We start from the raw sequence: 25,992 nt of genomic DNA on the forward strand, positions 1-25,992 counted from the left end.
GTCACTGAACTTCACACCGTTCCCGGCAGGGCAGGCGGCCATACCGGGAGGAAGCAACGCACGATGAGAGTCTGGGCAGTAGCCAATCAAAAAGGTGGCGTCGGCAAGACCACCACCACCATCGCCCTGGCCGGCCTGCTGGCCGAGGCGGGCAAGCGCGTGGTCGTGGTCGACCTTGACCCGCACGGCTCGATGACCAGCTATTTTGGGCACAACCCGGATGCGCTGGAGCACAGCTGCTACGACCTGTTCCTGCACAAAGGCACGGTGCCCGACGGGCTGCCGGGTCAGCTGCTGCTACCCACCAGTGACGAGCGTATCTCGCTGCTGCCGTCGAGCACCGCGTTGGCAGTGCTCGAGCGTCAGTCGCCGGGCCAGAGTGGCCTGGGCCTGGTGATCGCCAAGAGTCTGGCGCAGCTGTGGCAGGATTTCGACTTCGCCCTGATCGACAGCCCCCCCTTGCTGGGCGTGCTGATGGTCAACGCCCTGGCCGCCAGCCAGCAGTTGGTGATCCCGGTGCAGACCGAGTTTCTCGCGGTCAAGGGCCTGGAGCGCATGGTCGGCACGCTGGGCATGATCAACCGTTCGCGCAAGCAGGCGTTGCCGTACCAGATCGTGCCGACTCTGTTCGACCGCCGCACCCAAGCTTCGCTGGGTACCTTGAAAGTGCTGCGCGACACCTATGGCGATCAAGTCTGGCAGGGCTACATCCCGGTGGATACGCGCCTGCGCGATGCCAGCCGCAACGGTGTCACGCCCTCGCAGTTCGATGGCAAAAGCCGTGGCGTGGTGGCCTACCGGGCGCTGCTCAAGCACCTGCTGACTTATCGCTCCGCGCTGCAGGTGGCCTGATGAACCAGGCACCGCACATCACCAGCAAGCCGCAGATGGCCTTGCAGTCCTACCTTGATGGATTGCTGCAGGAAGCCACCGAGCCGTTCGAGTTGCCGCCCGCGCAGGATGCGCCTGTCGCGCAGCCCGTGGAGCAGGCTCCCGGCGATGAGTTCGAAGCGGCGGTCCGCGAGGAACAGGCGCGCGATGCCCAGCGCCAGGTCACGCCAGCGGCGCCTGCGCCCCGCCCATTCGCCGAGCCGCAGGCCAAGGTCCTGCCGACCGTGCTGCCGCCCGCCACGCCTGTCATGGAACCGGTGGTGGCGGTCGTAGAGCGCGAGGTGGTGGCCGAGGCCAGCATTCCGCTATTGACCGAGCCCCCGGCCATCGAGCCGGCGGCGCCACTGGTGGAACTGCACGTGCCGGCGGCGCCTGCCGCGCCGACACCACCGGCCACGGTCGACGGGCGCCCGGAGTGGGCCGCCGAGCCATTCGAATGCCTGCTGTTCGATGTCGCCGGGCTGACCCTGGCGGTACCGCTGGTGTGCCTGGGGTCGATCTATACCCTGGCCGGCCAGGAGCTGACGCCACTGTTCGGCCAGCCGGACTGGTTCCTCGGCATCCTTACCTGCCAGGCGGGCAACCTCAAGGTACTGGATACCGCCCGCTGGGTCATGCCCGACCGCTACCGGGACGATTTTCGCCAGGGCCTGCAATACGTCATTTCGGTCCAGGGCTACGAATGGGGGCTGGCGGTACACCAGGTCAGCCGCTCGCTGCGCCTGGACCCGAGCGAGATCAAGTGGCGCAGCCAGCGCGGCCAGCGCCCCTGGTTGGCCGGCACGGTAATCGAACACATGTGCGCGCTGCTCGATGTTGCCGAGCTGGCCGAGCTGATCGCCAGTGGCGCGGTCAAGCAGATGAACACCAAACACAACTGAATCAACGCCGCTACTGCCGCGGCAACACAGAGCACACCGCCAATGGCGGATTTTGAGGGCTAGGGGAATGAAAAAGTCGTCTGCACAAGGTTCCGAAGATCCGATCCTGCAGTGGGTAACCTTCCGTCTGGACAACGAGTCCTACGGCATCAATGTCATGCAAGTGCAGGAAGTCCTGCGCTACACCGAGATCGCCCCGGTACCGGGTGCCCCCAGCTATGTGCTGGGCATCATCAACCTGCGCGGCAACGTGGTGACGGTGATCGACACCCGCCAGCGCTTCGGCCTGATGTCGAGCGAAGTCACCGACAACACCCGTATCGTCATCATCGAGGCGGACAAGCAGGTGGTCGGCATCCTCGTCGACAGCGTCGCTGAAGTGGTGTACCTGCGCCAGTCGGAGATCGAGACTGCGCCGAACGTCGGCAACGAAGAATCGGCCAAGTTCATCCAGGGCGTGTGCAACAAGAATGGCGAGCTGCTGATCCTGGTCGAGCTGGACAAGATGATGACCGAGGAAGAGTGGTCCGAGCTGGAGAACATCTGAGTTGATCTTCGAGGTTGCTGTCATCTTCCTGGCGCTGCTGTGGGCACTGAGCCTGTGGTTCTTCCTCAACTACAGCAAGCGCCAGCGCGAGCTGGCCGCCCAGCAGGCGCAGGGCGATGCGCTGCGTGACCAGCGCATCAAGGACCTCGCCAAACGCCTGGACGATTACCAGAACGGCACCGTGCGCATGGGCGAGGCGATCCATGAACTGCGTGCGGTGGTGGCGCCGCTGCCCGAGAAGCTCCAGCAACTCGAGCAGCGCGACCCCAACAGCGTCACCTTCGCCCAGGCCGCCAAGCTGGTGGGGATGGGTGCCAGCGTCGAGGAGCTGACCCAGACCTGCGGGTTGACCCAGGCCGAGGCGCAGTTGATGAGCAAGCTGCACCGCGGCGAGTGATGAACGGGGCGATGAAAGTCGCCCTGTTTTTTTGGGCTTTCCAATCACGACGACTGGCAATCATTGTTGCGCACCCTGCTCGCGATACAGGGCCATTCAATAACTGTTTGCGGTAGTCCCCCGCACTGTACGACTGATTATTTGCTCCAGGAATGATTGCCGCCGACCTGGGCGAAACGGTTCAGCGGCAGCAGCGTGCGTATGGCCTCCTTGCCACGTTGCAGGTCGATGAACTGGTAGGCGTTGGTCCGCGGCATGGCGTACAGATTGATGATCTGGCGCAAGGTGCGCAGCGCCGGCAAGTGGCGGTCGACCACATCGCTGAGCAAGGCTGGGCCGGTCATGCGGCTGAGGCGGTTGGCATAGCGATAGAAGTTGGCCGGGTCATCGGCCAGGCTGGGCTTGCTGTCGTAGAAGTCCGGGTTTGTCTGGAAGCGAGCATGCATTTCTTCAGAAATAGCCTCCAGGATGGGGTTGCCGGGATGGCTGCCGATCAGGCTGGTGTTGTACAGGCAGTTCATTCCCATCTTCTCGTTGGACATGGGGGGCGCCAGCAGCAAGCCATCGGGTGTAGTGCTCAACTCAACCTGGTCGATGGCTTCGTTGGGGCTATCCGCCGGTTGCCCATTGATTAGCTGCGGACGGTCCCCTTGGCTCAGCAGGGTGTCGTCCACATCCATGTACAAGCCCCCCTCGTGATGCAGCATAGGGTAGCGCAACACGTCGGATGCCGAGGCGTAGTTGCTGGCGATACCGCCATTGCCATCCAGCGCTGCATCATATTGGGCGAAGTACTTGCTCTGGCGAAATACTCTGAAGAACGCTTGCTCTTCCAGCGGCAGAACCTGCAGCCCTGGTGCTTGCGCAGCGAGCAGCCACTGGTTTTCGGCATAGACGTCGGGGTTGGCATGCGAAAGGAACAGGCGCAGAGAATAGTCACTGTCCTTGAGCCGTGCGGCATTCTTGCCCAGGTTGGTGAGCAGTTCAGGGTTGATCACCTTGTCGCCTACCCAGAGGCAATTGACCGTCTTGGGGATGGCGTAGCTGTCAGCGGCTTGCGCGGGCACTTCCACCGGCAATGGAAGATCGACCCCTAGCGCACGCAGGCTTCGGGTGCGCATGGCGTTGGTGATCAGGCGGGTGGTGGGCGCCGGCACCAGGTCCTTTATTCCGGCCTGGGCTATGTAACCGACTGGATCTATGTCGTTGAGGTCCTCCTCACGAATAAACACATCGCGCTCCATGTCATAAACGACATGATAGTTGTAGCCTGCGATGCTCACCCCGAGCTGGTCGGGATCGCCGTTGTAGAGCGGCACTCGAACAACGGAATCGGCGATGGCCTGGTCGCCATCCGGTAGGGGGGAGATCGACTCGGGTGTATGGAAATAGCGCGCCCCCTCAGGTTCCGGAAAGCGAGGTGGGGTACTCGGGCTCAATGGGTAGCCGATCTGCTCGTTCAGCCGCGTTGGCGGGACGAAACCCTCGCTTTTGAACTCGAACAGCGCCTTGGCTCCACGGGCGCCAGCGATTGCCAATGGCACGGCATTGAACAGGCCCCAGGTGATGTTCCCGACACCCGCTTCCTTCTCTTGCAGTGTCCGACCGTTGATCGCCTGGTCGAGCCCCAGGCCCAACTGTACGACGCCGCCCAGGGCCAGCAGCGGGGCAAGGCCCGGCACCACCAGACACAACGGTGCCAGCAGGTTGAGTGTGGTGGCCAGGTAGCCGATCCAGCGGGCTTTGCTGACTTGGCTGTCGCGGGTGATGAGAAAGTCGGCATCGTCGTAACTGCGTTGGCACTGACGCTCGGCCAGTGCCTGGAAAAGGTCGCCTTCAAGCCTCGGGTTGTATTTGCCGGGCCGATAGTCGACATAGGTCCGTGGCGGCCAGGTGCCGTCATCATTGAAGTAGCCGTGTTCGGGGGGCAATGGGTGACGGGCCGGGTAGTCGGCCAGGCCGTCGAGGGCGGTTTCCAGGCCGCTGAAGTCGACGCCTTGCGGGCGGTCGGCCAGTCGGAAGTACTGTTTAAAGGCGTGGCGCTTTGCCGGATCCTGGCACTGGCGGCCAACCCAGTCCTTCATAAGCGTCTTGCTGTTGAACTCCAGCAATGGCGAGCTGTTACCGGGCATGTAGAGTACGGTCAGGTCGCTGGCAGGGTCGTTCAGATATAACAGGTCGGTAGCGGCGTAGCCGTAGATGTTCAGCGTACTCCTGTGCAGCTGCCTGCTGCAGGGTAGCAACCCGGCGGCTTGCCAGATGAGCTTCCTGGCCGCCTCGCTGAGGCTGCCTTCGCCGACCTGCTTGTTACAGGCCGCTATGAAATTGAGCTTGCAGGCAAGTCTGTGGTCTTGCAGATGTTCGTTCCAGTATCGGTCTAGCTGGGTCTTGAAGGGCGTATGGAAGTCCAGGTCTTCTATGAACCTTTGGAACGCTTCTGCGGCTATCGGCAGGTGAGTCGAGGTGTCATAGCGTTGTGGCGTGGTACGGCGGAACAAACCGTTGAACACCTCGAAGGCGGCACCGTTGTGATTGAAGGCGGGGGCTGGCAGTGTTTCCACCAGGCGTAGCGGACGATCGGGCATGGTGCCGGCCCACGGGTTGCTAAACAGGCTGCCGAACAGGTTGTTGTTGGATTCACCTTGCCAGTTGCTCAGTACCGCCTGGGGCAAACTCATGCGTTGGGTAACCGCGGCAAGGTAGCGATTCGGTCCATCGGGGCGGTAGTGCAGGGTGACGACGTCGATCTGCTCAGCGGCCAGGTCATGACCCTGTTGTGCCAGCCATTGCTGAATTGCCCGGCTGGCTTCGAGATCCGGGCGCGGCACATGGCTCAGGTGGTCGACAACGTACTGAACGCCGGCGGCGTTGATGCGGCTTGTGGGCATTTTGTTCACCTTGCTCATTTATGGGAATGGCAAGGCTGAATGGCTTATGCCCGCAGGGGGCGGTAGCTAATTATCAGTACCGCCCGGTGGCAGTAGCGCGGCTACCGGAGTCACGTCCCGTGGTGCGCTGGGCTCATCGCTGAAGCCAGGGGGTACCTTGCCACGCAGCTGCCAGGCAAAGGCGATGATCTCGGCGATGGTCAGGTACAGCGCCTCGGGGATCTGTTCGCCCAGCTCCAGGCGCGTCAGCAGTCGTACCAGCTCGGCGTTCTCGTAGATCGGCACTTCATGCTCGCGGGCCAGGGCGAGGATGGCTTCGGCCAATTCGTCGTCGCCCTTGGCGCTCAGGGTCGGGGCCTGCTGGCCGTCGTAGCTCAGGGCGATGGCCTGGCGCGGTTGCTTGTGCTTCATGCGGTCTCATCCACCCAGCGTTGTTCGAGGCGTGTGCGTGGCCCCTGAGGCGGAATACCCGGGTGGCATTCCAGGTCGCCCACATCCAGGCCGCGGGCCAGCAGGCGCTCACGCAGGGCGCCAAGCTGGCTGTCGATCAGGCGCGCGGTGTGTTCCTGTTGCGCCCAGAGCTGGCCCGACAGCCGGCCCTGCAGCAGTTGCGCCTGTACCTGCAATGGGCCCAGTGGCGCGAGGTCGAAGGCCAGTTCGACACGCCACAGGGCTTCCAGCGGTTCAGACTGTTCTCGTTCCCGCTCGGCTTGCTGTTCCGGGGTTTCCTCGCGCTGTAGCTTGACCTGCAGGGGCACGAATTCCTGGCCATGACGTACTGGTACTTCGGTTTGCCAGGTGGTCTGCTGATTGCCGTTCTCGAGCGTGCCGCTCTGTTGCAGGCTGGACAGCGAGTGGCTTTGCAATCGGGAGATGGCGGCGGCGGCCAGGCGCAGCAATTGTTGCAGATCGCCTTCGCTTTCCAGCTTCTGCAGCAGGCGTGAGGGCAGGGGGAATGCACTGGGCAGTGGTCGCGGGCTGACCTGGCCAAGCATGCCCAGGGCGCTGCGGGCCAGGCCTGGCAAGGCCTGGGCGATGGTCGCGGTGGCCAGCGGCGGGTGTCCGGGGGTACCGGGCAATGCCTGGGCCACCAGCTTGACCAGTTGAGCCTTGAGATCGGGCGCGATACTGCTCGCCTGCCCGCCGAGAAGCTTGGACTCGAAGAACGTTCCGCTGTTGTTGAGCGCCTGCGCCAGGCCTTTGGCGTCTCCCATCTGTCGGGCATCCGGCAGGTTGGTGAGCAGGCGCTCGGCGCTGGCGCGCAACTCGGGGGGCGCATCGGGACTGCTGGCGATTCGTTGCAGGCTGGCGAGCACGCCCGGCAGCGAAGCCTGGAGACCCTGCTGGGTCGACAGGTGCTGGGTAACGGCCAACTGGTCCTGTCGGCCACTCAGGGGCACGAAACGCAGCGCCTGCTCCCCCTGCACCAGCGCGCTCAGCAGGCTGCCCACGGGGAGTTGTCGAGGGCTGTCAATGGCCAGGGTGGCGCCTGCCTGACTGCTGTTGAGCAGGCTCACCAGTGAACGGAAGGTCGCGGGCAGGCCAGGGCCCTGCGACAAGGCCTGGCTGGTCAGAACCTTGGCCTGGAGCAAGGTGCCGACCGGCATCTGCCGGGTGTCGATCTGGGTCAGGGTGGCGATGTTGCTGGCAGTGGCCTGTTGCACCATTACCGCCAGGCGGTTGGCCTCGGGCTGGCTGACCAGGATCTGGCTGCCGGGCGGCATGGGCTGGCTGGCAGTGGTCAGTACTTGTGTCTGGTTGCCGTTGGCCTGGGCAAGCCGCAGCAGCATCTGGAATTCCTGGCCGACCTGGCGCAGGGTGATGACCTCGGCCTTGGCGGTTTCTCCAGGCGGCAGCAGGCCGGGTTGGGCCTGCAGCAGGCGCAGCATCTCGCCGGTCATCGCAACCCGTGTCGCTTGGGCGCTTACCGCGGTTTGTGTGCTGAGACTATTGATTTCAGTCATGATTGTATACAACCTGTCGAACCAGCCCTCTTGGCAGCGCGGTGACGCGTGCAATAATGCCGCTCGCTCGCCATTGCCAGTATAACGGCAAGGGTTGATGCGACTTGAGACACAGACTGCATAAGGCGATACCGTGACCCTTCACCTCCAAGCCGCGGGCCTGGCCTGCGAGCGCGACTGGCGGCTGCTGTTCGAGCACCTGCACTTCGAACTGCACCCTGGCGACATGCTGCAGGTAGCCGGCCCCAATGGCAGCGGCAAGACTAGCCTGTTGCGCCTCCTGGCCGGGCTCATGCAACCCACCGCCGGGCAGATCCTGCTGGGGGGCCAGCCGTTGGCCGAACAACGCCATGCCCTGGCCAGCATCCTGCTGTGGATCGGCCATGCCGCCGGGATCAAGGACCTGCTCAGCGCCGAAGAGAACCTTGCCTGGCTCTGCGCGTTGCACCGTCCGGCCAACCGCGAGGCGATCTGGAAGGCGCTGGAGGCCGTCGGCCTGCGCGGTTTCGAGGACGTTCCCTGTCATACCTTGTCTGCCGGCCAGCAGCGCCGTGTGGCCCTGGCCCGGCTGTACCTGGACAGCCCGCCGCTGTGGATCCTCGACGAACCGTTCACTGCCCTCGACAAGCAGGGCGTGGCGCAACTGGAAGCGCACCTTGCAGCACACTGCGAGCAGGGTGGTACCGTGGTGCTGACCACCCACCACACGCTCGAACGCAAGCCATCCGGTTATCGCGAGCTGAACCTGGGGCAATGGGCGGCATGAGCGTATTCCTTCTGCTGTTGCGCCGTGAGGCGCGGCTATTGTTCCGCCGCCCGGCGGAGCTGGCCAACCCGCTGGTGTTCTTCGCCATCGTTGTCGCCCTGTTCCCGCTGGCGGTAGGGCCCGAGACACAATTGTTGCAAACCTTGTCGCCGGGGCTGGTCTGGGTCGCGGCCTTGCTGGCGGTATTGTTGTCGCTGGACGGGTTGTTTCGCAGTGATTTCGAGGACGGCTCGCTCGAGCAGTGGGTGCTTTCGCCGCATCCGCTGGCCATGCTGGTGCTGGCCAAGGTGCTGGCGCACTGGATCTTTTCCGGGTTGGCGCTGGTATTGTTGGCACCATTGCTGGCGCTGATGCTGGGCCTGCCGCCCAGTTGCCTGCCGGTGCTGCTCGCCTCCTTGCTGCTGGGCACCCCGGTGCTGAGCCTGCTGGGCGCGGTGGGGGCGGCGCTGACGGTCGGTCTCAAGCGCGGCGGCCTGCTGCTGGCGTTGCTGATTCTGCCGTTGTATATCCCTGTATTGATCCTGGGCAGTGGTGCGTTGCAGGCGGCGTTGCAGAATATGCCCGCCACCGGTCATCTGCTCTGGCTCGCCAGCCTGACGGCACTGGCGGTGACACTGGCACCCTTTGCGATCGCGGCCGGCCTGAAGATCAGCGTCGGCGAATAACGAGTGCCGGGCATTGCAGCCCGGCCAACACCCTGGATGTACCCTGATGAAAATAAGCTGGACGTGGTTCCACAAGCTGGGTTCCCCCAAATGGTTCTATGCCATCAGCGGCCGCATGCTGCCATGGCTGACCGTTTGCGCCATCGTGCTAATGCTGGTCGGCATCACCTGGGGCCTGGCCTTCGCCCCCCAGGACTACCAGCAGGGCAACAGTTTCCGCATCATCTATATCCACGTGCCGACGGCCATGCTTGCCCAGTCGTGCTACGTGATGCTTGCGGTGGCGGGCGTGGTGGGGCTGGTGTGGAAGATGAAACTGGCCGACGTCGCGCTGCAGTGCGCGGCGCCCATCGGCGCCTGGATGACCGCGGTGGCGCTGGTCACCGGGGCGATCTGGGGCAAGCCCACCTGGGGCAGTTGGTGGGTCTGGGACGCGCGCCTGACGTCCATGCTTATCCTGCTGTTCCTGTACTTCGGCATCATTGCCCTGGGCCAGGCCATCAGCAACCGCGACAGCGCGGCCAAGGCCTGTGCGGTATTGGCGATCGTCGGCGTGATCAACATCCCGATCATCAAGTATTCGGTGGAGTGGTGGAACACCCTGCACCAGGGCGCCACCTTCACCCTCACTGAAAAGCCGGCAATGCCGGTGGAAATGTGGGCGCCGCTGCTGATCACCGCGTTGGGCTTCTATTGCTTCTTCGGCGCCGTGCTGTTGCTGCGCATGCGTCTGGAAGTGCTCAAGCGCGAAGCGCGGGCCAGTTGGGTCAAGGATGAGGTATTGAGCCAGCTTGGCCGGGAGGCGGCACGATGAGCTTTGCCTCCTTCAGTGAATTCCTTGCCATGGGCCACCATGGCCTGTACGTCTGGTCGGCCTACGGGATCTGCCTGGCGGTGCTGGCGCTGAATGTCGCCGCGCCTCTGCTGGCCCGCCGCCGCTACCTGCAAGAAGAGGCGCGTCGTCTGCGCCGGGAGAACAAACCGTGAATCCGCAGCGCAAGAAACGCCTGTTCATCATCCTCGGCCTGCTGGCCGGTGTCGGCGTCGCCGTGGGCTTCGCCCTGAGTGCGCTGCAGCAGAACATCAACCTGTTCTACACCCCGACGCAGATCGCCAACGGCGAGGCGCCCCTGGACACCCGTATCCGCGCCGGCGGCATGGTCGAGAAGGGCTCGGTGCAGCGCTCGGCCGATTCGCTCGACGTACGTTTCGTGGTCACCGACTACAGCAAGTCGGTACCGATCACCTACCGCGGCATCCTCCCTGACCTGTTCCGCGAAGGGCAGGGCATCGTCGCCCTTGGCAAGCTCAATGCCGATGGCGTGGTGGTGGCCGATGAGGTTTTGGCCAAGCACGATGAGAAGTACATGCCGCCGGAAGTCACCAAGGCCCTGAAAGAAAGCGGCCAGGCCGCCAGTGATGCGGGGGCCAAGCCATGAACGCAGCCCTGGTGATCCCCGAACTGGGCCAGCTGGCGATGATCCTGGCCATCTGCTTCGCCGCCGTGCAGGCCAGCGTGCCGCTGCTCGGCGCCTGGCGCGGCGACAGTCTGTGGATGGGCCTGGCACGGCCGGCGGCCTGGGGGCAGTTCGCCTTCCTGGCTTTCGCCTTCGCCTGCCTTACCCATGCCTTCATGACCGACAACTTCTCGGTCGCCTATGTGGCCAGCAACTCCAACAGCGCCTTGCCCTGGTACTACAAGTTCAGTGCCGTGTGGGGCGCGCACGAAGGCTCGCTGCTGCTGTGGGCGCTGATCCTCGGCGGCTGGACCTTCGCCGTGTCGATCTTCTCGCGCCAGCTGCCCCAGGTGATGCTGGCCCGGGTGCTGGCGGTCATGGGCATGATCAGCGTGGGCTTCCTGAGTTTCCTGATCATCACTTCCAATCCGTTCCAGCGCCTGCTGCCGCAGGTACCGGGCGACGGTCGCGACCTCAACCCGCTGCTGCAGGACTTCGGCCTGATCGTCCACCCACCGATGCTGTACATGGGTTATGTGGGCTTTTCGGTGGCCTTCGCCTTCGCCATCGCCGCCTTGCTCGGCGGGCGCCTGGACGCGGCCTGGGCGCGCTGGTCGCGGCCCTGGACTATCGTCGCCTGGGCTTTCCTGGGCGTCGGCATCACCCTCGGCTCGTGGTGGGCCTACTACGAACTGGGCTGGGGCGGCTGGTGGTTCTGGGACCCGGTGGAAAACGCCTCGTTCATGCCTTGGCTGGTGGGCACGGCGCTGATCCACTCGCTGGCGGTCACCGAGAAGCGCGGGGTGTTCAAGAGCTGGACCGTGCTGCTGGCCATCGCCGCGTTCTCCCTGAGTCTGCTGGGTACATTCCTGGTGCGCTCCGGTGTATTGACCTCGGTGCATGCGTTCGCGGCCGACCCTTCGCGCGGCATCTTCATCCTGTTCTTCCTGTTGTTCGTGGTCGGCGGCTCGCTGACCCTGTTCGCCCTGCGCGCCCCGGTAGTCAAGAGCCAGGTGGGTTTTGCGCTGTGGTCCCGTGAAACCTTGCTGCTGGCCAACAACCTGGTGCTGGTGGTGGCGGCGTCGATGATCCTGCTCGGCACGCTGTACCCGCTGGTGCTCGATGCCCTGACCGGGGCCAAGCTGTCGGTCGGCCCGCCGTACTTCGACGCCTTGTTCCTGCCGCTGATGGCGCTGCTGATGGTGGTGCTGGGTATCGGTGTGGTGGTGCGCTGGAAGGATACCCCCGGCAAGTGGCTGGCCGGCATGTTGACCCCGGTGCTGGTTGGCAGCGCGGTGCTGGCGCCGGTCGCCGGGCTGATCGTCGATGATTTCGACTGGCCAGCCCTCAGCGTGTTCGCCCTGGCCGCCTGGGTAGTCCTGAGCGGCGTGCGCGACATTCTCGACAAGACCCGTCACAAGGGCCTGGTCAAAGGCCTTGTTGGGCTCAACCGCAGCTACTGGGGCATGCACCTGGCTCACCTGGGGCTGGTGGTCTGTGCCCTGGGCGTGGTGTTGTCGAGCAATAACAGTGCCGAGCGCGACCTGCGCATGGCGCCGGGCGAGACCGTCGAGCTGGGCGGTTACCACTTCCTGTTCGAGGGTGCCAAACACTTCGAAGGGCCGAACTTCATCTCCGACAAGGGCACTGTGCGTGTTTCGCGCGATGGCCGCGAAGTGTCCGTGCTGCACCCGGAAAAACGCCTGTACACCGTGCAGCAGTCGATGATGACCGAGGCCGGCATCGATGCCGGTTTCACCCGAGACCTGTATGTCGCCTTGGGCGAACCGCTGGAAAACGGCGCCTGGGCGGTGCGGGTGCATATCAAACCTTATGTCCGCTGGATCTGGCTGGGCGGTCTGCTGACCGGCCTGGGCGGCTTGCTGGCGGCCCTCGACCGGCGCTACCGCGTCAAGGTCAAGACCCGGGTGCGTGAGGCCCTGGGCGTGTCTGGAGCAACGGCATGAAGCGTTGGATCATGGTCGTGCCACTGGCGGTGTTCCTGCTGGTGGCGGTCTTTCTCTACAAGGGGTTGTTCCTCAAGCCCGACGAACTGCCTTCGGCAATGATCGGCAAGCCATTCCCGGCGTTCTCGCTGGCGACGGTGCAGGATGACCGCACCCTGACCCATGCCGACCTGCTCGGGCGTCCGGCGCTGGTCAACGTGTGGGGTACCTGGTGCCCGTCATGCAAGGTCGAGCACCCGTACCTGAACCAGCTGGCCGAGCAGGGTGTGGTGATCCACGGGGTCAACTACAAGGACGACAATGCCGCCGCGCTGAAGTGGCTGGCCGAGTTCCACAACCCTTACCAGCTGAACATTGCCGACCAGCAAGGCACGCTGGGCCTGGACCTGGGGGTGTACGGCGCGCCGGAAACCTTCCTGATCGACGCCAAGGGCATCATCCGCTACAAGCATGTCGGTGTGGTCGATGCCACGGTGTGGCGCGAGCAGCTGGCGCCGCTGTATCAGGGCCTGGTCGACGAGGCCAAGCCATGAAGCGCTGGTTTACGGCTGCCGTGCTTGGCCTGAGCCTGGCCGGGGTGGCCAAGGCCGCCATCGACACCTATCAGTTCCGCGACGAAGCCGAGCGCGAGCGCTACCAGCAACTGACCAAGGAACTGCGCTGCCCCAAGTGCCAGAACCAGGACATCGCCGACTCCAACGCACCGATCGCCGCCGACCTGCGCCGCGAGATCTTCCGCATGCTGGGCGAAGGCAAGAACAACCAGCAGATCGTCGATTTCATGGTCGATCGCTACGGCGACTTCGTGCGCTACAAGCCGGCGCTCAGCGGGCGCACCTGGTTGCTGTGGTTCGGCCCGGGTATCCTCCTGGCCAGTGGTTTCGTGGTGTTGGCGGTGATCGTCCGCCGTCGCCGCGGGCAGGCTGTGGCCGGCAACACCGAACTGTCCGCCGACGAACGCGAGCGTCTGGCCAAACTGCTGGATAAAGAACGTACCCATGACTGAATTCTGGCTTAGCGCGGGCCTGCTGCTGCTCGCCGCCCTGGCTTTCCTGCTGTTGCCGATCCTGCGTGGCCACCGCCGCCAGCAGGCCGAACAAGACCGTACCGCACTCAACGTGGCGCTCTACGAGGAGCGGGTCGCCGAGCTGGCTGCCCAGCAGGCGGCCGGGGTGCTCGATGATCGACAGCTGGCCACGGGACGTGACGAAGCCGCCCGCGAGCTGCTGGCCGACACCGAACGCGACGAGGCCGTTCGCCAGGGCCGCCTGGGCAAGGCCATCCCGCTGCTGGCGGCGGTGCTGGTGCCGGTGATGGCCCTGGGGCTCTACCTTCACTTCGGCGCAGCCGACAAGGTCGAGCTGACCCAGGAGTTCGCCAGCGCGCCGCAGTCGATGACTGAAATGACCACGCGCCTGGAGCGCGCAGTGCAGGTCCAGCCGGACTCGGCCGAGGGTCTGTACTTCCTTGGCCGAGCGTACATGGCCGAGCAGCGGCCGGCCGATGCGGCCAAGGCCTTCGAGCGTGCGGTGGCCCTTGCCGGGCGCCAACCCGAGCTGCTCGGGCAATGGGCCCAGGCGCTGTACTTCGCCGCTGACAAACAGTGGTCGGCGCACCTGCAGGCGCTCACTGATGAAGCGCTGCAAGCCGACCCGCGGGAAGTTACCAGCCTTGGCCTGCGTGGCATCGCGGCATTCGAGGGCGAACGCTTCCAGGAAGCCATCGACTACTGGCAGCGCCTGTTGGCGCAATTGCCGGAGGGCGATGCCTCTCGTGCCGCGCTGCAGGGTGGCATCGATCGTGCCGCCGACAGGCTCAAGGCCGGCGGCGGCAAGGTCGCCGACGCTGCGCGCCTGAAAGTGCGGGTCGAGCTGGGCGCGGCGCTCAAGGACAAGGTACGCCCGGATGACACCGTGTTCATCTTCGCCCGCGCCAGCAATGGCCCGCCCATGCCGCTGGCGGCCAAGCGGGTGACGGTGGCGCAGTTGCCGATCGAAGTGGAGCTGTCGGATGCCGACGCGATGATGCCGCAGATGAAACTGTCGGACTTCACCGAAGTCCAACTGGTTGCCCGAGTCTCGCGCGCAGGCGTGCCGACCCGCGGCGAGTGGAAGGGCCAGAGTGCGCCACTGGCCACTACCACCCAGGCCACCCAGCACCTGACCATCGACAGCCCCGATCCGTAAGAGAGCAACCGTCATGAACAGCACCGTCCGCCTGACCCTGATCACCCTGGCCCTGGGTCTTTCCGCGTGTACGGTGCACCAGCCGGGGGAGCGTGAACCGCTGCCGCCGATCGAGACCACGCCGCCACCGCACCAGGGGCCGGTGGTCAAGCCACTGCCAGGTGGCCAGCCGGGTACCCAGCCGAGCAAGCCGGCGGCTATTCCCAAGCCCATGCCACGCACTTCTGCCAGCTTCGCGCCGCCGCCCGGTGGCGCCAGCCATTGGGACCCGAAGCTGGGGGTCTATGTGCTGGAGAAGCAACCCAACACCTTCTACCGTCAGCGCACCTATTATCGCTGGAACAATGGCTGGAGCTGGTCGCTCAGTCCTAGCGGGCCTTGGCAGGAAACCGACAGCAGTGGCGTGCCGGGCGGCCTGGGCAGGGCGTTCGCGCAGTAGCGATTGTCTCGTGGGCTGGCATAATCCCCCTTCGCATACAACCGGAGGGTGGCATGAGCAAGACAGTCCTGGTGCTGGTGGAAACCGTCGATGACTACCTGCCGCTATTGGAACAGGCCGACTACCGCCTGATTCGCGCACCGTCGCCGCAGATGCGCGCCGAGGCGATCGCCCGCCATGCCGGTGAGATCGACGCCGTGCTCACCCGCGGTCCGCTGGGCCTCACGGCCGACGAAATTGCCACGTTGACCCAACTCCAGATCATCTGCGTGATCGGCGCCGGCTACGAGCAGGTCGATCTCGAGGCTGCCGCAGCGCGCGGTATTACCGTTACCAATGGCGCTGGGGCAAACGCCGGTCCTGTCGCCGACCACGCCATGGCGCTGCTACTGGCGCTGTTGCGCGATATCCCGCGTGCCGATGCCAGTACCCGGCGCGGCGAATGGAACCGGGTGATCAGCCCCTCGGTCAGTGGCAAGCGCCTGGGCATCATCGGCCTGGGCGCAGTCGGCCAGGCCATCGCCCGCCGTGCTAGCCAAGGCTTCGACATGAATGTCAGCTACCACAGCCGCACACCCCGCCGTGACCAAACGTACACCTGGTACGACAGCCCGTTGCACCTGGCCGAAGCCGTGGACATCCTGGTGGTCGCCACGCCCGGCGGCGCTGCTACCCGGCATCTGGTCGATGCCCCGGTGCTGGCGGCCTTGGGCGCCGAGGGCTACCTGGTGAATATCGCCCGCGCCAGCGTCGTGGACACCCCGGCGCTGGTCGCGGCGTTGGAGCAGGGCGTGATCGCGGGGGCCGCGCTGGATGTGTTCGATGATGAACCGGCAGTGCCCGCTGCGCTGAAGGCGCTGGGCAACACGGTGCTGACCCCGCATGTGGCCGGGCAGTCGCCGGAAGCGGCGCGCGACACCGTGACCCTGGTGCTGCGCAACCTGCAGGCGTTCTTTGCCGGCGAGCCGGTGCTGACCCCGGTTCGCGGTTGAATCCTTTTCGAGTCCGCCCGGCCCTGCGCCGGGTTTGAGGAGCCTTTACATGCAACTAGAGATCTTCCAGGTCGATGCCTTTTCGTCCACGCCTTTCGGCGGCAACCCTGCGGCAGTGATTCCCCTGCAGCAGTGGCTGGCCGACGACGTTCTGCAGCGCATCGCCGAAGAGAACAACCTGTCCGAAACGGCTTACTTCGTGCGAAATGGCGAAGCGTTCGACCTGCGTTGGTTCACCCCGGCGGTGGAAGTCGACCTGTGCGGGCATGCGACATTGGCCGCGGCCTGGGTGCTGTTCGAGCAACTGGGGGAGCAGGCCGAGGTGCTGCGCTTCAATACCCGCAGCGGGGAGTTGCGGGTGAGCCGCAATGCCGATGGTCTGCTGGCGATGGATTTCCCGGCCAAGCAGCCGGTTGCCGTCGAGATTGCGCCGGGGTTGCTCGAGGCGTTGGGGTTGAGCGAGGCCCGGGCGTTGTACCGGACGGACGATTATGTGGTGGTGATCGACGATGCTTCGCTGATCGAAGGGCTCAAGCCGGATTTCGTGGCGTTGTCGTCATTCGATGTGCGGGGGATTGCAGTGACGGCGGCGGGGCGGGGGTTCGATTTCGTCACGCGGTGGTTCGGGCCCAGGGTGGGGGTCAATGAGGACCCGGTGACCGGGTCGGCCCACACTTCGCTGGCGCCTTATTGGGCTGAGCGGCTGGGCAAAAACAGCTTGCGCTGCGAACAGGGTGGGGCGCGCAAGGGGCAGTTGCAGTGTGATGTGCCGGGCAATGGGCGAGTGATCATCAGTGGGCGAGGGGCGCTGTATCTGCGGGGTGTGATTTTTATTTGAGTGCCGCTGGCGGGCGGCCAATCGGCCTCCCGCTTTTTCCGCGAATTGGCCGTTTGCCCTTGGTGAGTCCGGGCTTAACCTGCAGGCAGATCCCTACAGGAGAAACCCCATGCGATCTGTCCATTTCCCCGCGGCCCTGCTGACGCTCGGCCTGCTCGCCCCACTGTCCCTGGCCTGGGCCCATGGCGAAAAGCCCGATCAGGTCAGCATCCTCCAGGAGCAGCTCCCCACCAATGCCCCCGGCAACAAAGCCGTGATGCTCACGGTGAGCTATGCCCCTGGCGAGGCATCGCCCGGCCACTGGCATCCGGGTGCGGTCATGGCCTATGTGCTGGAAGGGGCGGTGACATCCAAGCTCAATGACGAACCGGAGAAGACCTACAAGGCCGGCGAATTCTGGTACGAGGCCCCGGGGACGGTGCACAGCGTCTCACGCAATGCCAGTAAAAGCGCGCCAGCCAAGCTTCTGGTATGGAGCCTGGTGGAGGAGGGCAAGCTGGTGACCGAGCCGTTGCCCAAGCGCTGAATCGCAGGCAATAAAAAACCTCCAGTGCTTGCGCATCTGGAGGTTTTCAGTGTTTGGCTCCGCGACCTGGACTCGAACCAGGGACCCAATGATTAACAGTCATTTGCTCTACCGACTGAGCTATCGCGGAATCTGCGCGTATCTTACTGCGTGTCTCGGGGAAGTCAAGCTTCCCCAAGACAATCAAGCAGTTACAGCACTTCTACGATGGCCTTGGTAACCACGTGGATGTTGCTCTGGTTCAGCGCGGCGACCGCGATGCGGCCAGTGTCCAGCGCGTAGATGCCGAACTCGTTCTTCAGGCGTGCCACTTGTTCAACGGTCAGGCCCGAGTAGGAGAACATGCCGCACTGGCGGCCGACAAAGCTGAAGTCACGCTTGGCGCCGTACTCGGCCAGCAGCTCGACCATCTGCTTGCGCATGCCGTGGATACGCTCGCGCATCTCGGCCAGCTCGGTCTCCCACATCTGGCGCAACTCGGGGCTGTTGAGCACCGCGGCGACGATGCTGGCGCCGTGGGTCGGCGGGTTGGAGTAGGTGGTGCGGATAACCCGCTTGACCTGCGACAGCACGCGGGTGCTCTCGTCCTTCGAGGCGGTGACGATCGACAGTGCACCAACACGCTCGCCGTACAGCGAGAACGACTTGGAGAACGAGCTGGAGACGAAGAACTCCAGGCCCGATTCGGCGAACAGGCGCACGGCGAAGGCGTCTTCGTCGATGCCGGCACCGAAGCCTTGGTAGGCCATGTCGAGGAACGGGATGTGGCCTTTGGCCTTGACCACTTCCAGCACGTTCTTCCAGTCGTCCAGCGACAGGTCGACGCCGGTCGGGTTGTGGCAGCAGGCGTGCAGCACGATGACCGAGCCCGATGGCAGGCTGTTCAGGTCTTCGAGCATGCCGGCGCGGTTGACGTCCTGGCTGGCGGCATCGTAGTAGCGGTAGGTCTGTACCGGGAAGCCGGCGCTCTCGAACAGGGCGCGGTGGTTTTCCCAGCTCGGGTCGCTGATGGCGACCACGGCACCCGGCTGCAGGCGCTTGAGGAAATCGGCGCCGATCTTCAGCGCGCCGGTACCGCCGACAGCCTGCACGGTGACCACGCGGCCTGCGGCCAGCAACGGCGATTTGGCGCCGAAGATCAGCTTCTGCACGGCCTGGTCGTACTGGGCGATGCCGTCGATCGGCAGATAGCCGCGGGAGGCGTGCTGGGCGGCACGGGCGGTCTCGGCTGCGATCACCGCGCGCAGCAGCGGGATGCGGCCTTCCTCATTGCAGTAGACGCCCACGCCCAGGTTCACCTTGTCGGTGCGTGGATCGGCGTTGAATGCTTCGTTGAGGCCCAGGATAGGGTCGCGGGGTGCCAGCTCGACAGCGGAAAACAGGCTCATTGTTACCTTGGCTCTGATAGGAGAGTGATAGGGTCGCCACGCTCCAGCCGAAGGCACTGAAGCGGTGCGCAAACGGGGAGTCAGTATAGTGATACCCACCGGTCACTGCGACAGTCTGGCGCAGCTTTTCCGGCTGTTTGCGCAAATATTTTTCGACCATTGGTCGAATTGCCCGGTCCATTGCCTTGAAGGGGCGAGGGTCGCGCTTGAATCTGGCGCCCCGGGGGCGCATTTGGGTATAGACTACTGGCTAAATTTACAGTTGCCGCGACATCCATGAGGTCCGTCATGTCCGAGTTCCAGCTCGTCACCCGCTTCCAGCCGGCCGGCGATCAGCCCGAGGCCATCCGCCAGATGGTCGAGGGCATCGACGCCGGCCTTTCGCACCAGACCCTGCTCGGGGTGACCGGCTCGGGCAAGACCTTCAGTATCGCCAACGTCATCCAGCAGGTGCAGCGCCCAACCATGGTGCTGGCGCCGAACAAGACCCTGGCCGCCCAGCTCTACGGCGAGTTCAAGGCATTCTTCCCGAACAACGCCGTCGAATACTTCGTCTCCTATTACGACTACTACCAGCCGGAAGCCTATGTGCCGTCGTCGGACACCTTCATCGAGAAGGACGCCTCGATCAACGACCATATCGAACAGATGCGCCTGTCGGCGACCAAGGCGCTGCTGGAGCGGCGCGACGCGATCATCGTCACCACCGTGTCGTGCATCTACGGCCTGGGCAGCCCCGAGACGTACCTGAAGATGGTCCTGCACGTCGACCGTGGCGACAAGCTCGACCAGCGCGCCCTGTTGCGCCGCCTGGCCGACCTGCAATACACCCGCAACGAGATGGATTTTGCCCGCGCCACCTTCCGCGTGCGCGGCGACGTGATCGATATCTTCCCGGCCGAATCGGACCTCGAGGCCATCCGCATCGAGCTGTTCGACGACGAAGTGGAGAACATCGCCGCCTTCGACCCGCTCACCGGCGAGGTCATCCGCAAGCTGCCGCGTTTCACCTTCTACCCCAAGAGCCACTACGTGACCCCGCGGGAAACCCTGGTCGAGGCAGTGGACGGCATCAAGGAAGAGCTCAAGCAGCGCCTCGAGTACCTGCACGCGAGCAACAAGCTGGTCGAGGCGCAGCGCCTGGAGCAGCGCACCCGTTTCGACCTGGAGATGATCCTCGAACTGGGCTACTGCAACGGCATCGAGAACTACTCGCGCTACCTCTCCGGCCGCCCGGCCGGCGCGCCGCCGCCCACGCTCTACGACTACCTGCCGGATGACGCGCTGCTGGTAATCGACGAATCCCACGTCAGCGTTCCGCAGGTCGGCGCCATGTACAAGGGCGACCGTTCGCGCAAGGAAACCCTGGTGGAGTACGGCTTCCGCCTGCCGTCGGCACTGGACAACCGGCCCATGCGTTTCGATGAATGGGAGGCGGTCAGCCCGCAGACCATCTTCGTCTCGGCTACCCCCGGCCCCTACGAGGCCGAGCACGCCGGGCGGGTGGTGGAGCAGGTGGTGCGGCCGACCGGCCTGGTCGATCCGCAGGTCGAGGTGCGCCCGGCGCTGACCCAGGTCGACGACCTGCTGTCGGAGATCGGCAAGCGCGTCGCCCTGGGCGAGCGGGTGCTGGCCACCACGCTGACCAAGCGCATGGCCGAGGACCTCACCGACTACCTGGCCGACCACGATGTGCGGGTGCGCTACCTGCACTCGGACATCGACACCGTCGAGCGCGTGGAGATCATCCGCGACCTGCGCCTGGGTACCTTCGACGTGCTGGTGGGGATCAACCTGCTGCGCGAGGGCCTGGACATGCCCGAGGTGTCGCTGGTGGCGATCCTCGACGCCGACAAGGAAGGCTTCCTGCGCTCGGAGCGTTCGCTGATCCAGACCATCGGCCGAGCCGCGCGTAACCTCAACGGCAGGGCGATTCTCTACGCCGACAACATCACCGGTTCCATGCAGCGCGCCATCGACGAGACCGAGCGGCGCCGCGAGAAGCAGGTCGCCTTCAACCAGGCCAACGGCATCGTGCCCAAGGGCGTGGTCAAGGACATCACCGACATCCTCGAAGGCGCCACCGTGCCTGGAGCCCGCAGCAAGAAGCGCAAGGGCATGGCCAAGGCGGCGGAGGAGGCCGGGCGCTACGAGGTCGAGCTGCAGACCCCGGCGCAGATCACCAAGCGCATCAAGCAACTGGAAGAGAAGATGTTCCAGTTCGCCCGCGACCTGGAGTTCGAAGCGGCGGCGCAATTGCGCGACGAGATCGGACAGTTGCGCGAACGCTTGCTGGCCAGTTGATGGATCAGGGTGTTATCTCTGTGGGAGACAGGGGCCGCTTCGCAGCCCATTCGCCGGCAAGCCGGCTCCCACAGGGTTTGCGCAAGTTTGGGTAAATACCTTGAAATCGACGCGGTCGGTGTGGGAGCCGGCTTGCCGGCGATGGGGCGGGTAGCGCCCCCTCAATGTGCTTCCCCTGCCTTCAACCCCTGTGGCAGCTTGCGCGTCAACAGCACCGCCAGCATGCTCACCACCAGGCCGACGCCGACAAAGTGGAAGGCATCGTTGTAGGCCATGATCAAGGCCTGCTGGTGGGTGATCTCGGACAGTTTGCCCAGTGCCGCATTGTCGCTGCCCAGGCGTTCGGCCAGTTGCGCCAGGCGTTCGGCGACCTGCGGATTGTTCGGCACCACCGCCTCGCGCAAATAGTCGAAGTACACCTTGGTCCGCGCATCCAGTAGCGTCGCCAGCAGGGCGATGCCGATGGCGCCTCCCAGGTTGCGCAGGATATTGAACAGGCTCGAAGCCGACCCTGCGTCCTGCGGCTGGATGTAGGCGGTGGCGATCAGCGAGATGGTCACCATGATCATCGGCTGGCCGAGGGCGCGGATCACCTGGATCTGGTTGAACTGCGGGCCGGCAAAATCCGGGTTGAGCACGCCGGAGCCGAAACTGGCCGCGCCGAACAGGCAGAAGCCCAGGGCGCACAGCACCTTCGGCGGGATCACCTTCATCAGTTGCGGTACCAGCGGGATCAGGAACAGCTGCGGTACGCCCATCCACATGATCACCTTGCCGATCTGCAGGGCGTTATAGCCCTGCACCTGCGCCAGGTAGAGCGGCAGCAGGTAGATCGAGCCATACAGGCCGACACCCATGCCCAGGCTGGCGATGCTCGACAGGCCGAAGTTGCGGTTGCCGAGGATGCGCAGGTTGATCAACGGGTGCGGCCGGGAGAACTGCAGGATTACGAACAGGATCAGGGCGAGCAGGGCGACGGTGCCCAGGCTGACGATCAGGCCCGACTCCAGCCAGTCCTTGCGATGGCCTTCCTCAAGAAACACCTGCAGGCAACCCAGGCCCAGGCCGAGGGTGACGATGCCGGCGTAGTCGGTGCTCTTGAGCAGTTCCCAGTGGGCTTCCTTCTTCTCCAGCCCGTAGAGCAGCCCGGCGATCATCAGCAGCCCCGGCGGGATGTTGATGTAGAAGATGTATTCCCAGCCCCAGTTCTCGGTCAGCCAGCCGCCCAGGGCCGGGCCGATGGACGGTGCAAAGGTGGCGGTCATGGCGAACATGGCCATGCCCTTGGCGCGGTGATGCTCGGGTAGCTTGATGAGCGTCAGGGTGAAGGCCAGCGGGATCAGCGCGCCGCCGGTGAAACCCTGGAGGGCGCGGAACACGATCATGCTCTCGAGGTTCCAGGCCATCGAGCACAACAGCGACGACAGCAGAAAGCCCAGCGACACCCACACCGCCAAGCGTCGGGCCGAGAGCAGCTGCACCAGCCAGGCGGTCAGCGGGATCATGATGATCTCGGCCACCAGGTAGGAGGTGGAGATCCACGAGCCTTCCTCCAGGGTCGCCGACAGCGCGCCCTGGATGTCCTTGAGCGAGGAGTTGGTGATCTGGATGTCCAGCACCGCCATGAAGGCGCCGAGCATCACGCTCATCACCGCGATCCAGTCGCGTCGGGTCGGCTCGGCGGTGGGGCGCAGCAGCGCGTCACCGGCCATGCTGGTCGTCGTCTTCGCCACGCAGGTCCACGGTAACGGTAACCGACATGCCTGGGCGGATGCGGCCGTGCAGCGGGTTGTCCGCGGCGAAGGTCAGCTTGACCGGGAGACGCTGTACGACCTTGGTGAAGTTGCCGGTGGCGTTGTCCGGCGGCAGCAGGCTGAACTGCGCGCCGGAGGCGGCGAACAGGCTGTCGACACGGCCTTCGACCGGTGTATCGGGGTAGCTGTCGAACACCAGCTCGGCGCGTTGGCCGGGGTGCATCCTGCCGATCTGGGTTTCCTTGAAGTTGGCCTGTACCCAGATGTCCTCGTCGGGGACGATCGACAGCAGGTAGGCACCGGCCTGCACCACCTGGCCGTTGCGTGCGTTGCGCTGGCCGATGGTGCCGCTGATCGGCGCGTGGATCTCGCAGCGGGTCAGGTTCAGCTCGGCCTGGGCCAGGTCGGCGCGGGCGTTGGCGATCTGCGCGTCGAGGCGCTTGAGTTCGGCGGCCAGGGCGTCGACCTGCTGGCGCTGGCCCTTGAGGTCGGCCTGGGCCTTGTCCACCTGGGAGCGGGCAACATGGCTTTCGGCCGACAGGGTTGTCACTCGCTCTTCGGAGACGAACCCAGGTTTGCGCAGGGCCTGGGCGCGGTTCAGGTCCAGTTGCGAGCGGTCGAGAGTGGCCTGGTTGGCGGCAACCTGGGCCTGGCCCGCCGCGATCAGGCTGCCTTGCTGGGTCAGGCGGCTGCGCGCCTGGGCGAGTTCGGCTTCCCGGCTGGCCAGGGCGGCGCGGGCACGTTCGACGGCCAGCTCGAAGTCGGCGGCCTCCAGGCGCACCAGCACGTCGCCTTTGCTCACGTGCTGGTTGTCCTCGACGCGCACCTCGTCGATACGCGCCCCCAGCTGGCTGGAGATACGCGTGATCTCGCCCTGCACATAGGCGTTGTCGGTGCTTTCGTAGAAGCGTCCCTTGAAGTACCAGTGGGCCAGGAAGGCGAGGCCGACCAGCAGCACCAGGGTGATGAAGATCAGCAAGCGACGTTTGAGTGGGCTAGGCATGGGGGCATTCGTTGCAAAAGTGTAAGCAAATTTAACAGCGGTCGGCGGCAAGGTCACAAGTGACGATAGCGCCATTGCTGGAGCCCGATGCCCGCTCCCTGCTAACATCGCGCCTTTGTTTCTCTTCGTTCGAGACTCTCAATGACCACCGTTCGCACGCGTATTGCGCCATCGCCCACCGGCGACCCCCATGTCGGCACCGCCTACATCGCCCTGTTCAACTACTGCTTCGCCAAGCAGCATGGCGGTGAGTTCATCCTGCGTATCGAAGACACCGACCAGTTGCGCTCAACCCGTGAGTCGGAGCAGCAGATCTTCGACGCACTGCGCTGGCTCGGCATCGAATGGAACGAAGGCCCGGACGTCGGCGGCCCGCATGGCCCGTACCGGCAGAGCGAGCGCGGCGAGATCTACGCCAGATATGCCAAGGAGCTGGTCGATGCAGGCCATGCCTTCTACTGCTTCTGCACCGCCGAAGAGCTGGAGCAGATGCGTGCCGAGCAGATGGCTCGCGGCGAAACCCCGCGCTATGACGGCCGCGCGCTGCTGCTGAGCGACGAGGAGGTGCAGCGGCGTCTGGCCGCTGGCGAGCCCCACGTGATTCGCATGAAGGTGCCGAGCGAAGGCATCTGCGTGGTCCCGGACATGCTGCGTGGCGATGTCGAGATTCCATGGGATCGCATGGACATGCAGGTGCTGATGAAGAACGACGGCCTGCCGACGTACTTCCTGGCCAACGTGGTCGACGACCACCTGATGGGCATCACCCATGTGCTGCGTGGTGAAGAGTGGCTGCCATCGGCGCCCAAGCTGATCAAGCTGTACGAGTACTTCGGCTGGGAGCAGCCCAAGCTGTGCTACATGCCGCTGCTGCGCAACCCGGACAAGAGCAAGCTGTCCAAGCGCAAGAACCCGACCTCGGTGACCTTCTACGAGCGCATGGGTTTCATGCCCGAAGCCATGCTCAACTACCTGGGCCGCATGGGCTGGTCGATGCCGGACGAGCGCGAGAAGTTCTCGCTGGCCGAGATGGTCGAGCACTTCGACCTGTCGCGTATCTCGCTGGGCGGGCCGATTTTCGACATCGAGAAGCTGTCGTGGCTCAACGGCCAGTGGCTGCGTGAACTGCCGGTGCAAGAGTTCGCCGCGCGCGTGCAGAAGTGGGCGTTCAACAGCGACTACATGATGAAGATCGCCCCGCACGTCCAGGGCCGGGTCGAAACCTTCAGCCAGGTCGCCCCGCTGGGTGGCTTCTTCTTCGAAGGCGCGCTGAAGCTCGACGCCAAACTGTTCGAGAGCAAGAAACTGTCGGCCGACCAGGTGCGCCAGGTGATGCAGCTGATCCTGTGGAAGCTGGAAAGCCTGCGCCAGTGGGAAAAGGACCGCATCACCGCCTGCATCCAGGCCGTGGTCGAGTCGCTGGAACTCAAGTTGCGCGACGCCATGCCGCTGATGTTCGCCGCCATCACCGGCCAGGCCAGCTCGGTGTCGGTGCTCGACGCCATGGAAATCCTCGGCCCCGACCTGACCCGCTACCGTCTGCGCCAGGCCATCGACCTGCTCGGCGGCGTGTCGAAGAAGGAAAACAAGGAGTGGGAAAAGCTGCTGGCGAACATCGCCTGATTGCTTTCCAGCCACGTGGGAGCGGCGATGCGGCGACCCGATTTGCCCCGCGATTGCGATGTCGGATTCATGACCGCCATCGCGGGACAAGCCCGCTCCCACGGGGCGCACTCCTCGCAGAGGGGCAGGGCAGGGCGGTAAGTGATTGTTATCTGTGAAAAATTTTTTGAGTATTTTCGAAAATTCGTTTGACAGCCTTGCAATCCGATCTTAATATGCGCCCCGTCCACAGCGATGAACGAAAACGAAACGCCAGGCACCCAGCCAGCGCTTCGGTTCAAAGCGACATTGTGGGGCTATAGCTCAGCTGGGAGAGCGCCTGCATGGCATGCAGGAGGTCAGCGGTTCGATCCCGCTTAGCTCCACCAAATTCCGCTTGATGGCCAAGGCTGTCAGGCAAGACCGGTTCCAGCGAACGGGTCTTGAAGGTAAGAAGGTTCGTCCCCTTCGTCTAGTGGCCTAGGACACCGCCCTTTCACGGCGGTAACAGGGGTTCGAGTCCCCTAGGGGACGCCA

25 protein-coding genes and 3 tRNA genes are annotated in these 25,992 nt (G+C 64.5%); 21 read left to right on the plus strand and 7 right to left on the minus strand.

The annotated features are described in order from the left end of the window. Window positions 1-63: 63 nt before the first annotated feature. The 4 genes from AC3WL2_RS24065 to AC3WL2_RS24080 all read left to right on the plus strand — a co-directional run bounded on the left by AC3WL2_RS24065 (window position 64) and on the right by AC3WL2_RS24080 (window position 2,716). Window positions 64-852 carry a ParA family protein gene (locus AC3WL2_RS24065; protein ID WP_023631839.1) on the plus strand — a complete coding sequence of 263 codons (789 nt, stop codon included), beginning with the start codon at window positions 64-66 and terminating at the stop codon, window positions 850-852. Continuing rightward, a complete protein-coding gene (locus AC3WL2_RS24070; protein WP_102685095.1) occupies window positions 852-1,772 on the plus strand; it encodes a CheW domain-containing protein in 921 nt (306 codons plus the stop codon). The genes AC3WL2_RS24065 and AC3WL2_RS24070 overlap by 1 nt, the downstream gene beginning before the upstream one ends. 67 nt (window positions 1,773-1,839) lie before the next feature. Beyond that, the gene (locus AC3WL2_RS24075) at window positions 1,840-2,319 is read left to right on the plus strand and encodes a chemotaxis protein CheW (RefSeq protein WP_023630607.1); all 480 of its coding nucleotides are present in this window, start codon (window positions 1,840-1,842) and stop codon (window positions 2,317-2,319) included. Window position 2,320: 1 nt separating this feature from the next. Then, window positions 2,321-2,716: a DUF2802 domain-containing protein gene (locus AC3WL2_RS24080; RefSeq protein ID WP_023630608.1), complete on the plus strand. Its 396-nt coding sequence runs from the start codon at window positions 2,321-2,323 to the stop codon at window positions 2,714-2,716. A gap of 137 nt (window positions 2,717-2,853) precedes the next feature. Here AC3WL2_RS24080 and AC3WL2_RS24085 read toward each other — a convergent pair whose 3' ends face one another. The 3 genes from AC3WL2_RS24085 to fliK all read right to left on the minus strand — a co-directional run bounded on the left by AC3WL2_RS24085 (window position 2,854) and on the right by fliK (window position 7,568). Beyond that, window positions 2,854-5,604, minus strand: a complete 2,751-nt coding sequence (locus tag AC3WL2_RS24085) for a dermonecrotic toxin domain-containing protein (protein WP_102685094.1) — start codon at window positions 5,602-5,604, stop codon at window positions 2,854-2,856. Between the two features lie 66 nt (window positions 5,605-5,670). Then, on the minus strand, window positions 5,671-6,015 hold the full coding sequence (locus tag AC3WL2_RS24090; protein WP_102685093.1) for an EscU/YscU/HrcU family type III secretion system export apparatus switch protein: 345 nt from the start codon (window positions 6,013-6,015) through the stop codon (window positions 5,671-5,673). Then, entirely contained in the window at window positions 6,012-7,568 is a 1,557-nt protein-coding gene (gene fliK, locus AC3WL2_RS24095) for a flagellar hook-length control protein FliK (RefSeq protein WP_102685092.1), read from the minus strand. Before fliK ends, AC3WL2_RS24090 begins: the two co-directional genes overlap by 4 nt. A 133-nt stretch (window positions 7,569-7,701) precedes the next feature. Here fliK and ccmA point away from each other — a divergent pair, with 133 nt between their 5' ends. From ccmA to AC3WL2_RS24160, 13 genes are all read left to right on the plus strand, one after another. Next, window positions 7,702-8,334, plus strand: a complete 633-nt coding sequence (gene ccmA, locus AC3WL2_RS24100) for a cytochrome c biogenesis heme-transporting ATPase CcmA (protein ID WP_102685091.1) — start codon at window positions 7,702-7,704, stop codon at window positions 8,332-8,334. Next, window positions 8,331-8,999 (plus strand): heme exporter protein CcmB, encoded by a 669-nt coding sequence (gene ccmB, locus AC3WL2_RS24105; RefSeq protein WP_031315999.1) that lies wholly within the window; start codon window positions 8,331-8,333, stop codon window positions 8,997-8,999. The genes ccmA and ccmB overlap by 4 nt, the downstream gene beginning before the upstream one ends. A gap of 46 nt (window positions 9,000-9,045) precedes the next feature. Then, the gene (locus AC3WL2_RS24110; protein ID WP_102685090.1) at window positions 9,046-9,813 is read left to right on the plus strand and encodes a heme ABC transporter permease; all 768 of its coding nucleotides are present in this window, start codon (window positions 9,046-9,048) and stop codon (window positions 9,811-9,813) included. Then, window positions 9,810-9,986, plus strand: a complete 177-nt coding sequence (gene ccmD / locus AC3WL2_RS24115; protein ID WP_102685089.1) for a heme exporter protein CcmD — start codon at window positions 9,810-9,812, stop codon at window positions 9,984-9,986. Before AC3WL2_RS24110 ends, ccmD begins: the two co-directional genes overlap by 4 nt. After that, window positions 9,983-10,438: a cytochrome c maturation protein CcmE gene (gene ccmE, locus AC3WL2_RS24120; protein WP_023632021.1), complete on the plus strand. Its 456-nt coding sequence runs from the start codon at window positions 9,983-9,985 to the stop codon at window positions 10,436-10,438. Before ccmD ends, ccmE begins: the two co-directional genes overlap by 4 nt. An 11-nt stretch (window positions 10,439-10,449) precedes the next feature. Beyond that, a complete protein-coding gene (locus AC3WL2_RS24125; protein WP_173862472.1) occupies window positions 10,450-12,423 on the plus strand; it encodes a heme lyase CcmF/NrfE family subunit in 1,974 nt (657 codons plus the stop codon). Continuing rightward, window positions 12,420-12,956 carry a DsbE family thiol:disulfide interchange protein gene (locus AC3WL2_RS24130; RefSeq protein WP_102685087.1) on the plus strand — a complete coding sequence of 179 codons (537 nt, stop codon included), beginning with the start codon at window positions 12,420-12,422 and terminating at the stop codon, window positions 12,954-12,956. The genes AC3WL2_RS24125 and AC3WL2_RS24130 overlap by 4 nt, the downstream gene beginning before the upstream one ends. Continuing rightward, entirely contained in the window at window positions 12,953-13,429 is a 477-nt protein-coding gene (locus tag AC3WL2_RS24135; protein WP_102685086.1) for a cytochrome c-type biogenesis protein, read from the plus strand. The genes AC3WL2_RS24130 and AC3WL2_RS24135 overlap by 4 nt, the downstream gene beginning before the upstream one ends. Further along, window positions 13,422-14,609, plus strand: coding sequence for a c-type cytochrome biogenesis protein CcmI (gene ccmI / locus AC3WL2_RS24140; protein ID WP_102685085.1), 1,188 nt, complete (start codon window positions 13,422-13,424; stop codon window positions 14,607-14,609). Before AC3WL2_RS24135 ends, ccmI begins: the two co-directional genes overlap by 8 nt. Before the next feature lie 13 nt (window positions 14,610-14,622). Beyond that, window positions 14,623-15,048: a hypothetical protein gene (locus AC3WL2_RS24145; protein WP_038706546.1), complete on the plus strand. Its 426-nt coding sequence runs from the start codon at window positions 14,623-14,625 to the stop codon at window positions 15,046-15,048. A gap of 53 nt (window positions 15,049-15,101) precedes the next feature. Continuing rightward, a complete protein-coding gene (locus AC3WL2_RS24150) occupies window positions 15,102-16,040 on the plus strand; it encodes a 2-hydroxyacid dehydrogenase (protein WP_102685084.1) in 939 nt (312 codons plus the stop codon). A 49-nt stretch (window positions 16,041-16,089) separates the two neighbouring features. After that, window positions 16,090-16,878 (plus strand): PhzF family phenazine biosynthesis protein, encoded by a 789-nt coding sequence (locus AC3WL2_RS24155; protein ID WP_102703539.1) that lies wholly within the window; start codon window positions 16,090-16,092, stop codon window positions 16,876-16,878. A gap of 109 nt (window positions 16,879-16,987) precedes the next feature. Further along, window positions 16,988-17,404 (plus strand): cupin domain-containing protein, encoded by a 417-nt coding sequence (locus AC3WL2_RS24160; protein WP_102685434.1) that lies wholly within the window; start codon window positions 16,988-16,990, stop codon window positions 17,402-17,404. Between the two features lie 54 nt (window positions 17,405-17,458). Here AC3WL2_RS24160 and AC3WL2_RS24165 read toward each other — a convergent pair. Together AC3WL2_RS24165 and AC3WL2_RS24170 are read right to left on the minus strand one after the other, a co-directional pair. After that, a tRNA-Asn gene (locus tag AC3WL2_RS24165) sits at window positions 17,459-17,534 on the minus strand. A 61-nt stretch (window positions 17,535-17,595) separates the two neighbouring features. Continuing rightward, on the minus strand, window positions 17,596-18,792 hold the full coding sequence (locus AC3WL2_RS24170; RefSeq protein WP_102685435.1) for an amino acid aminotransferase: 1,197 nt from the start codon (window positions 18,790-18,792) through the stop codon (window positions 17,596-17,598). 288 nt (window positions 18,793-19,080) lie between these two features. Here AC3WL2_RS24170 and uvrB point away from each other — a divergent pair, with 288 nt between their 5' ends. Further along, window positions 19,081-21,096, plus strand: a complete 2,016-nt coding sequence (gene uvrB / locus AC3WL2_RS24175) for an excinuclease ABC subunit UvrB (protein ID WP_102685436.1) — start codon at window positions 19,081-19,083, stop codon at window positions 21,094-21,096. 161 nt (window positions 21,097-21,257) lie between these two features. Here uvrB and AC3WL2_RS24180 read toward each other — a convergent pair whose 3' ends face one another. Both AC3WL2_RS24180 and AC3WL2_RS24185 read right to left on the minus strand, forming a co-directional pair. Then, the gene (locus tag AC3WL2_RS24180) at window positions 21,258-22,808 is read right to left on the minus strand and encodes an MDR family MFS transporter (RefSeq protein ID WP_102685437.1); all 1,551 of its coding nucleotides are present in this window, start codon (window positions 22,806-22,808) and stop codon (window positions 21,258-21,260) included. After that, a complete protein-coding gene (locus AC3WL2_RS24185) occupies window positions 22,798-23,853 on the minus strand; it encodes an HlyD family secretion protein (protein WP_102685438.1) in 1,056 nt (351 codons plus the stop codon). The genes AC3WL2_RS24180 and AC3WL2_RS24185 overlap by 11 nt, the downstream gene beginning before the upstream one ends. Before the next feature lie 141 nt (window positions 23,854-23,994). Between AC3WL2_RS24185 and gltX the strand changes: the two genes are divergently transcribed. The 3 genes from gltX to AC3WL2_RS24200 all read left to right on the plus strand — a co-directional run bounded on the left by gltX (window position 23,995) and on the right by AC3WL2_RS24200 (window position 25,992). Continuing rightward, complete coding sequence (gene gltX / locus AC3WL2_RS24190; protein WP_102685439.1) at window positions 23,995-25,476, plus strand: glutamate--tRNA ligase; 1,482 nt, start codon at window positions 23,995-23,997, stop codon at window positions 25,474-25,476. Window positions 25,477-25,768: 292 nt separating this feature from the next. Further along, a tRNA-Ala gene (locus AC3WL2_RS24195) sits at window positions 25,769-25,844 on the plus strand. Between the two features lie 72 nt (window positions 25,845-25,916). After that, window positions 25,917-25,992, plus strand: a tRNA-Glu gene (locus tag AC3WL2_RS24200).

The sequence above is a fragment of the Pseudomonas sp. FW305-96 genome, assembly GCF_058783825.1.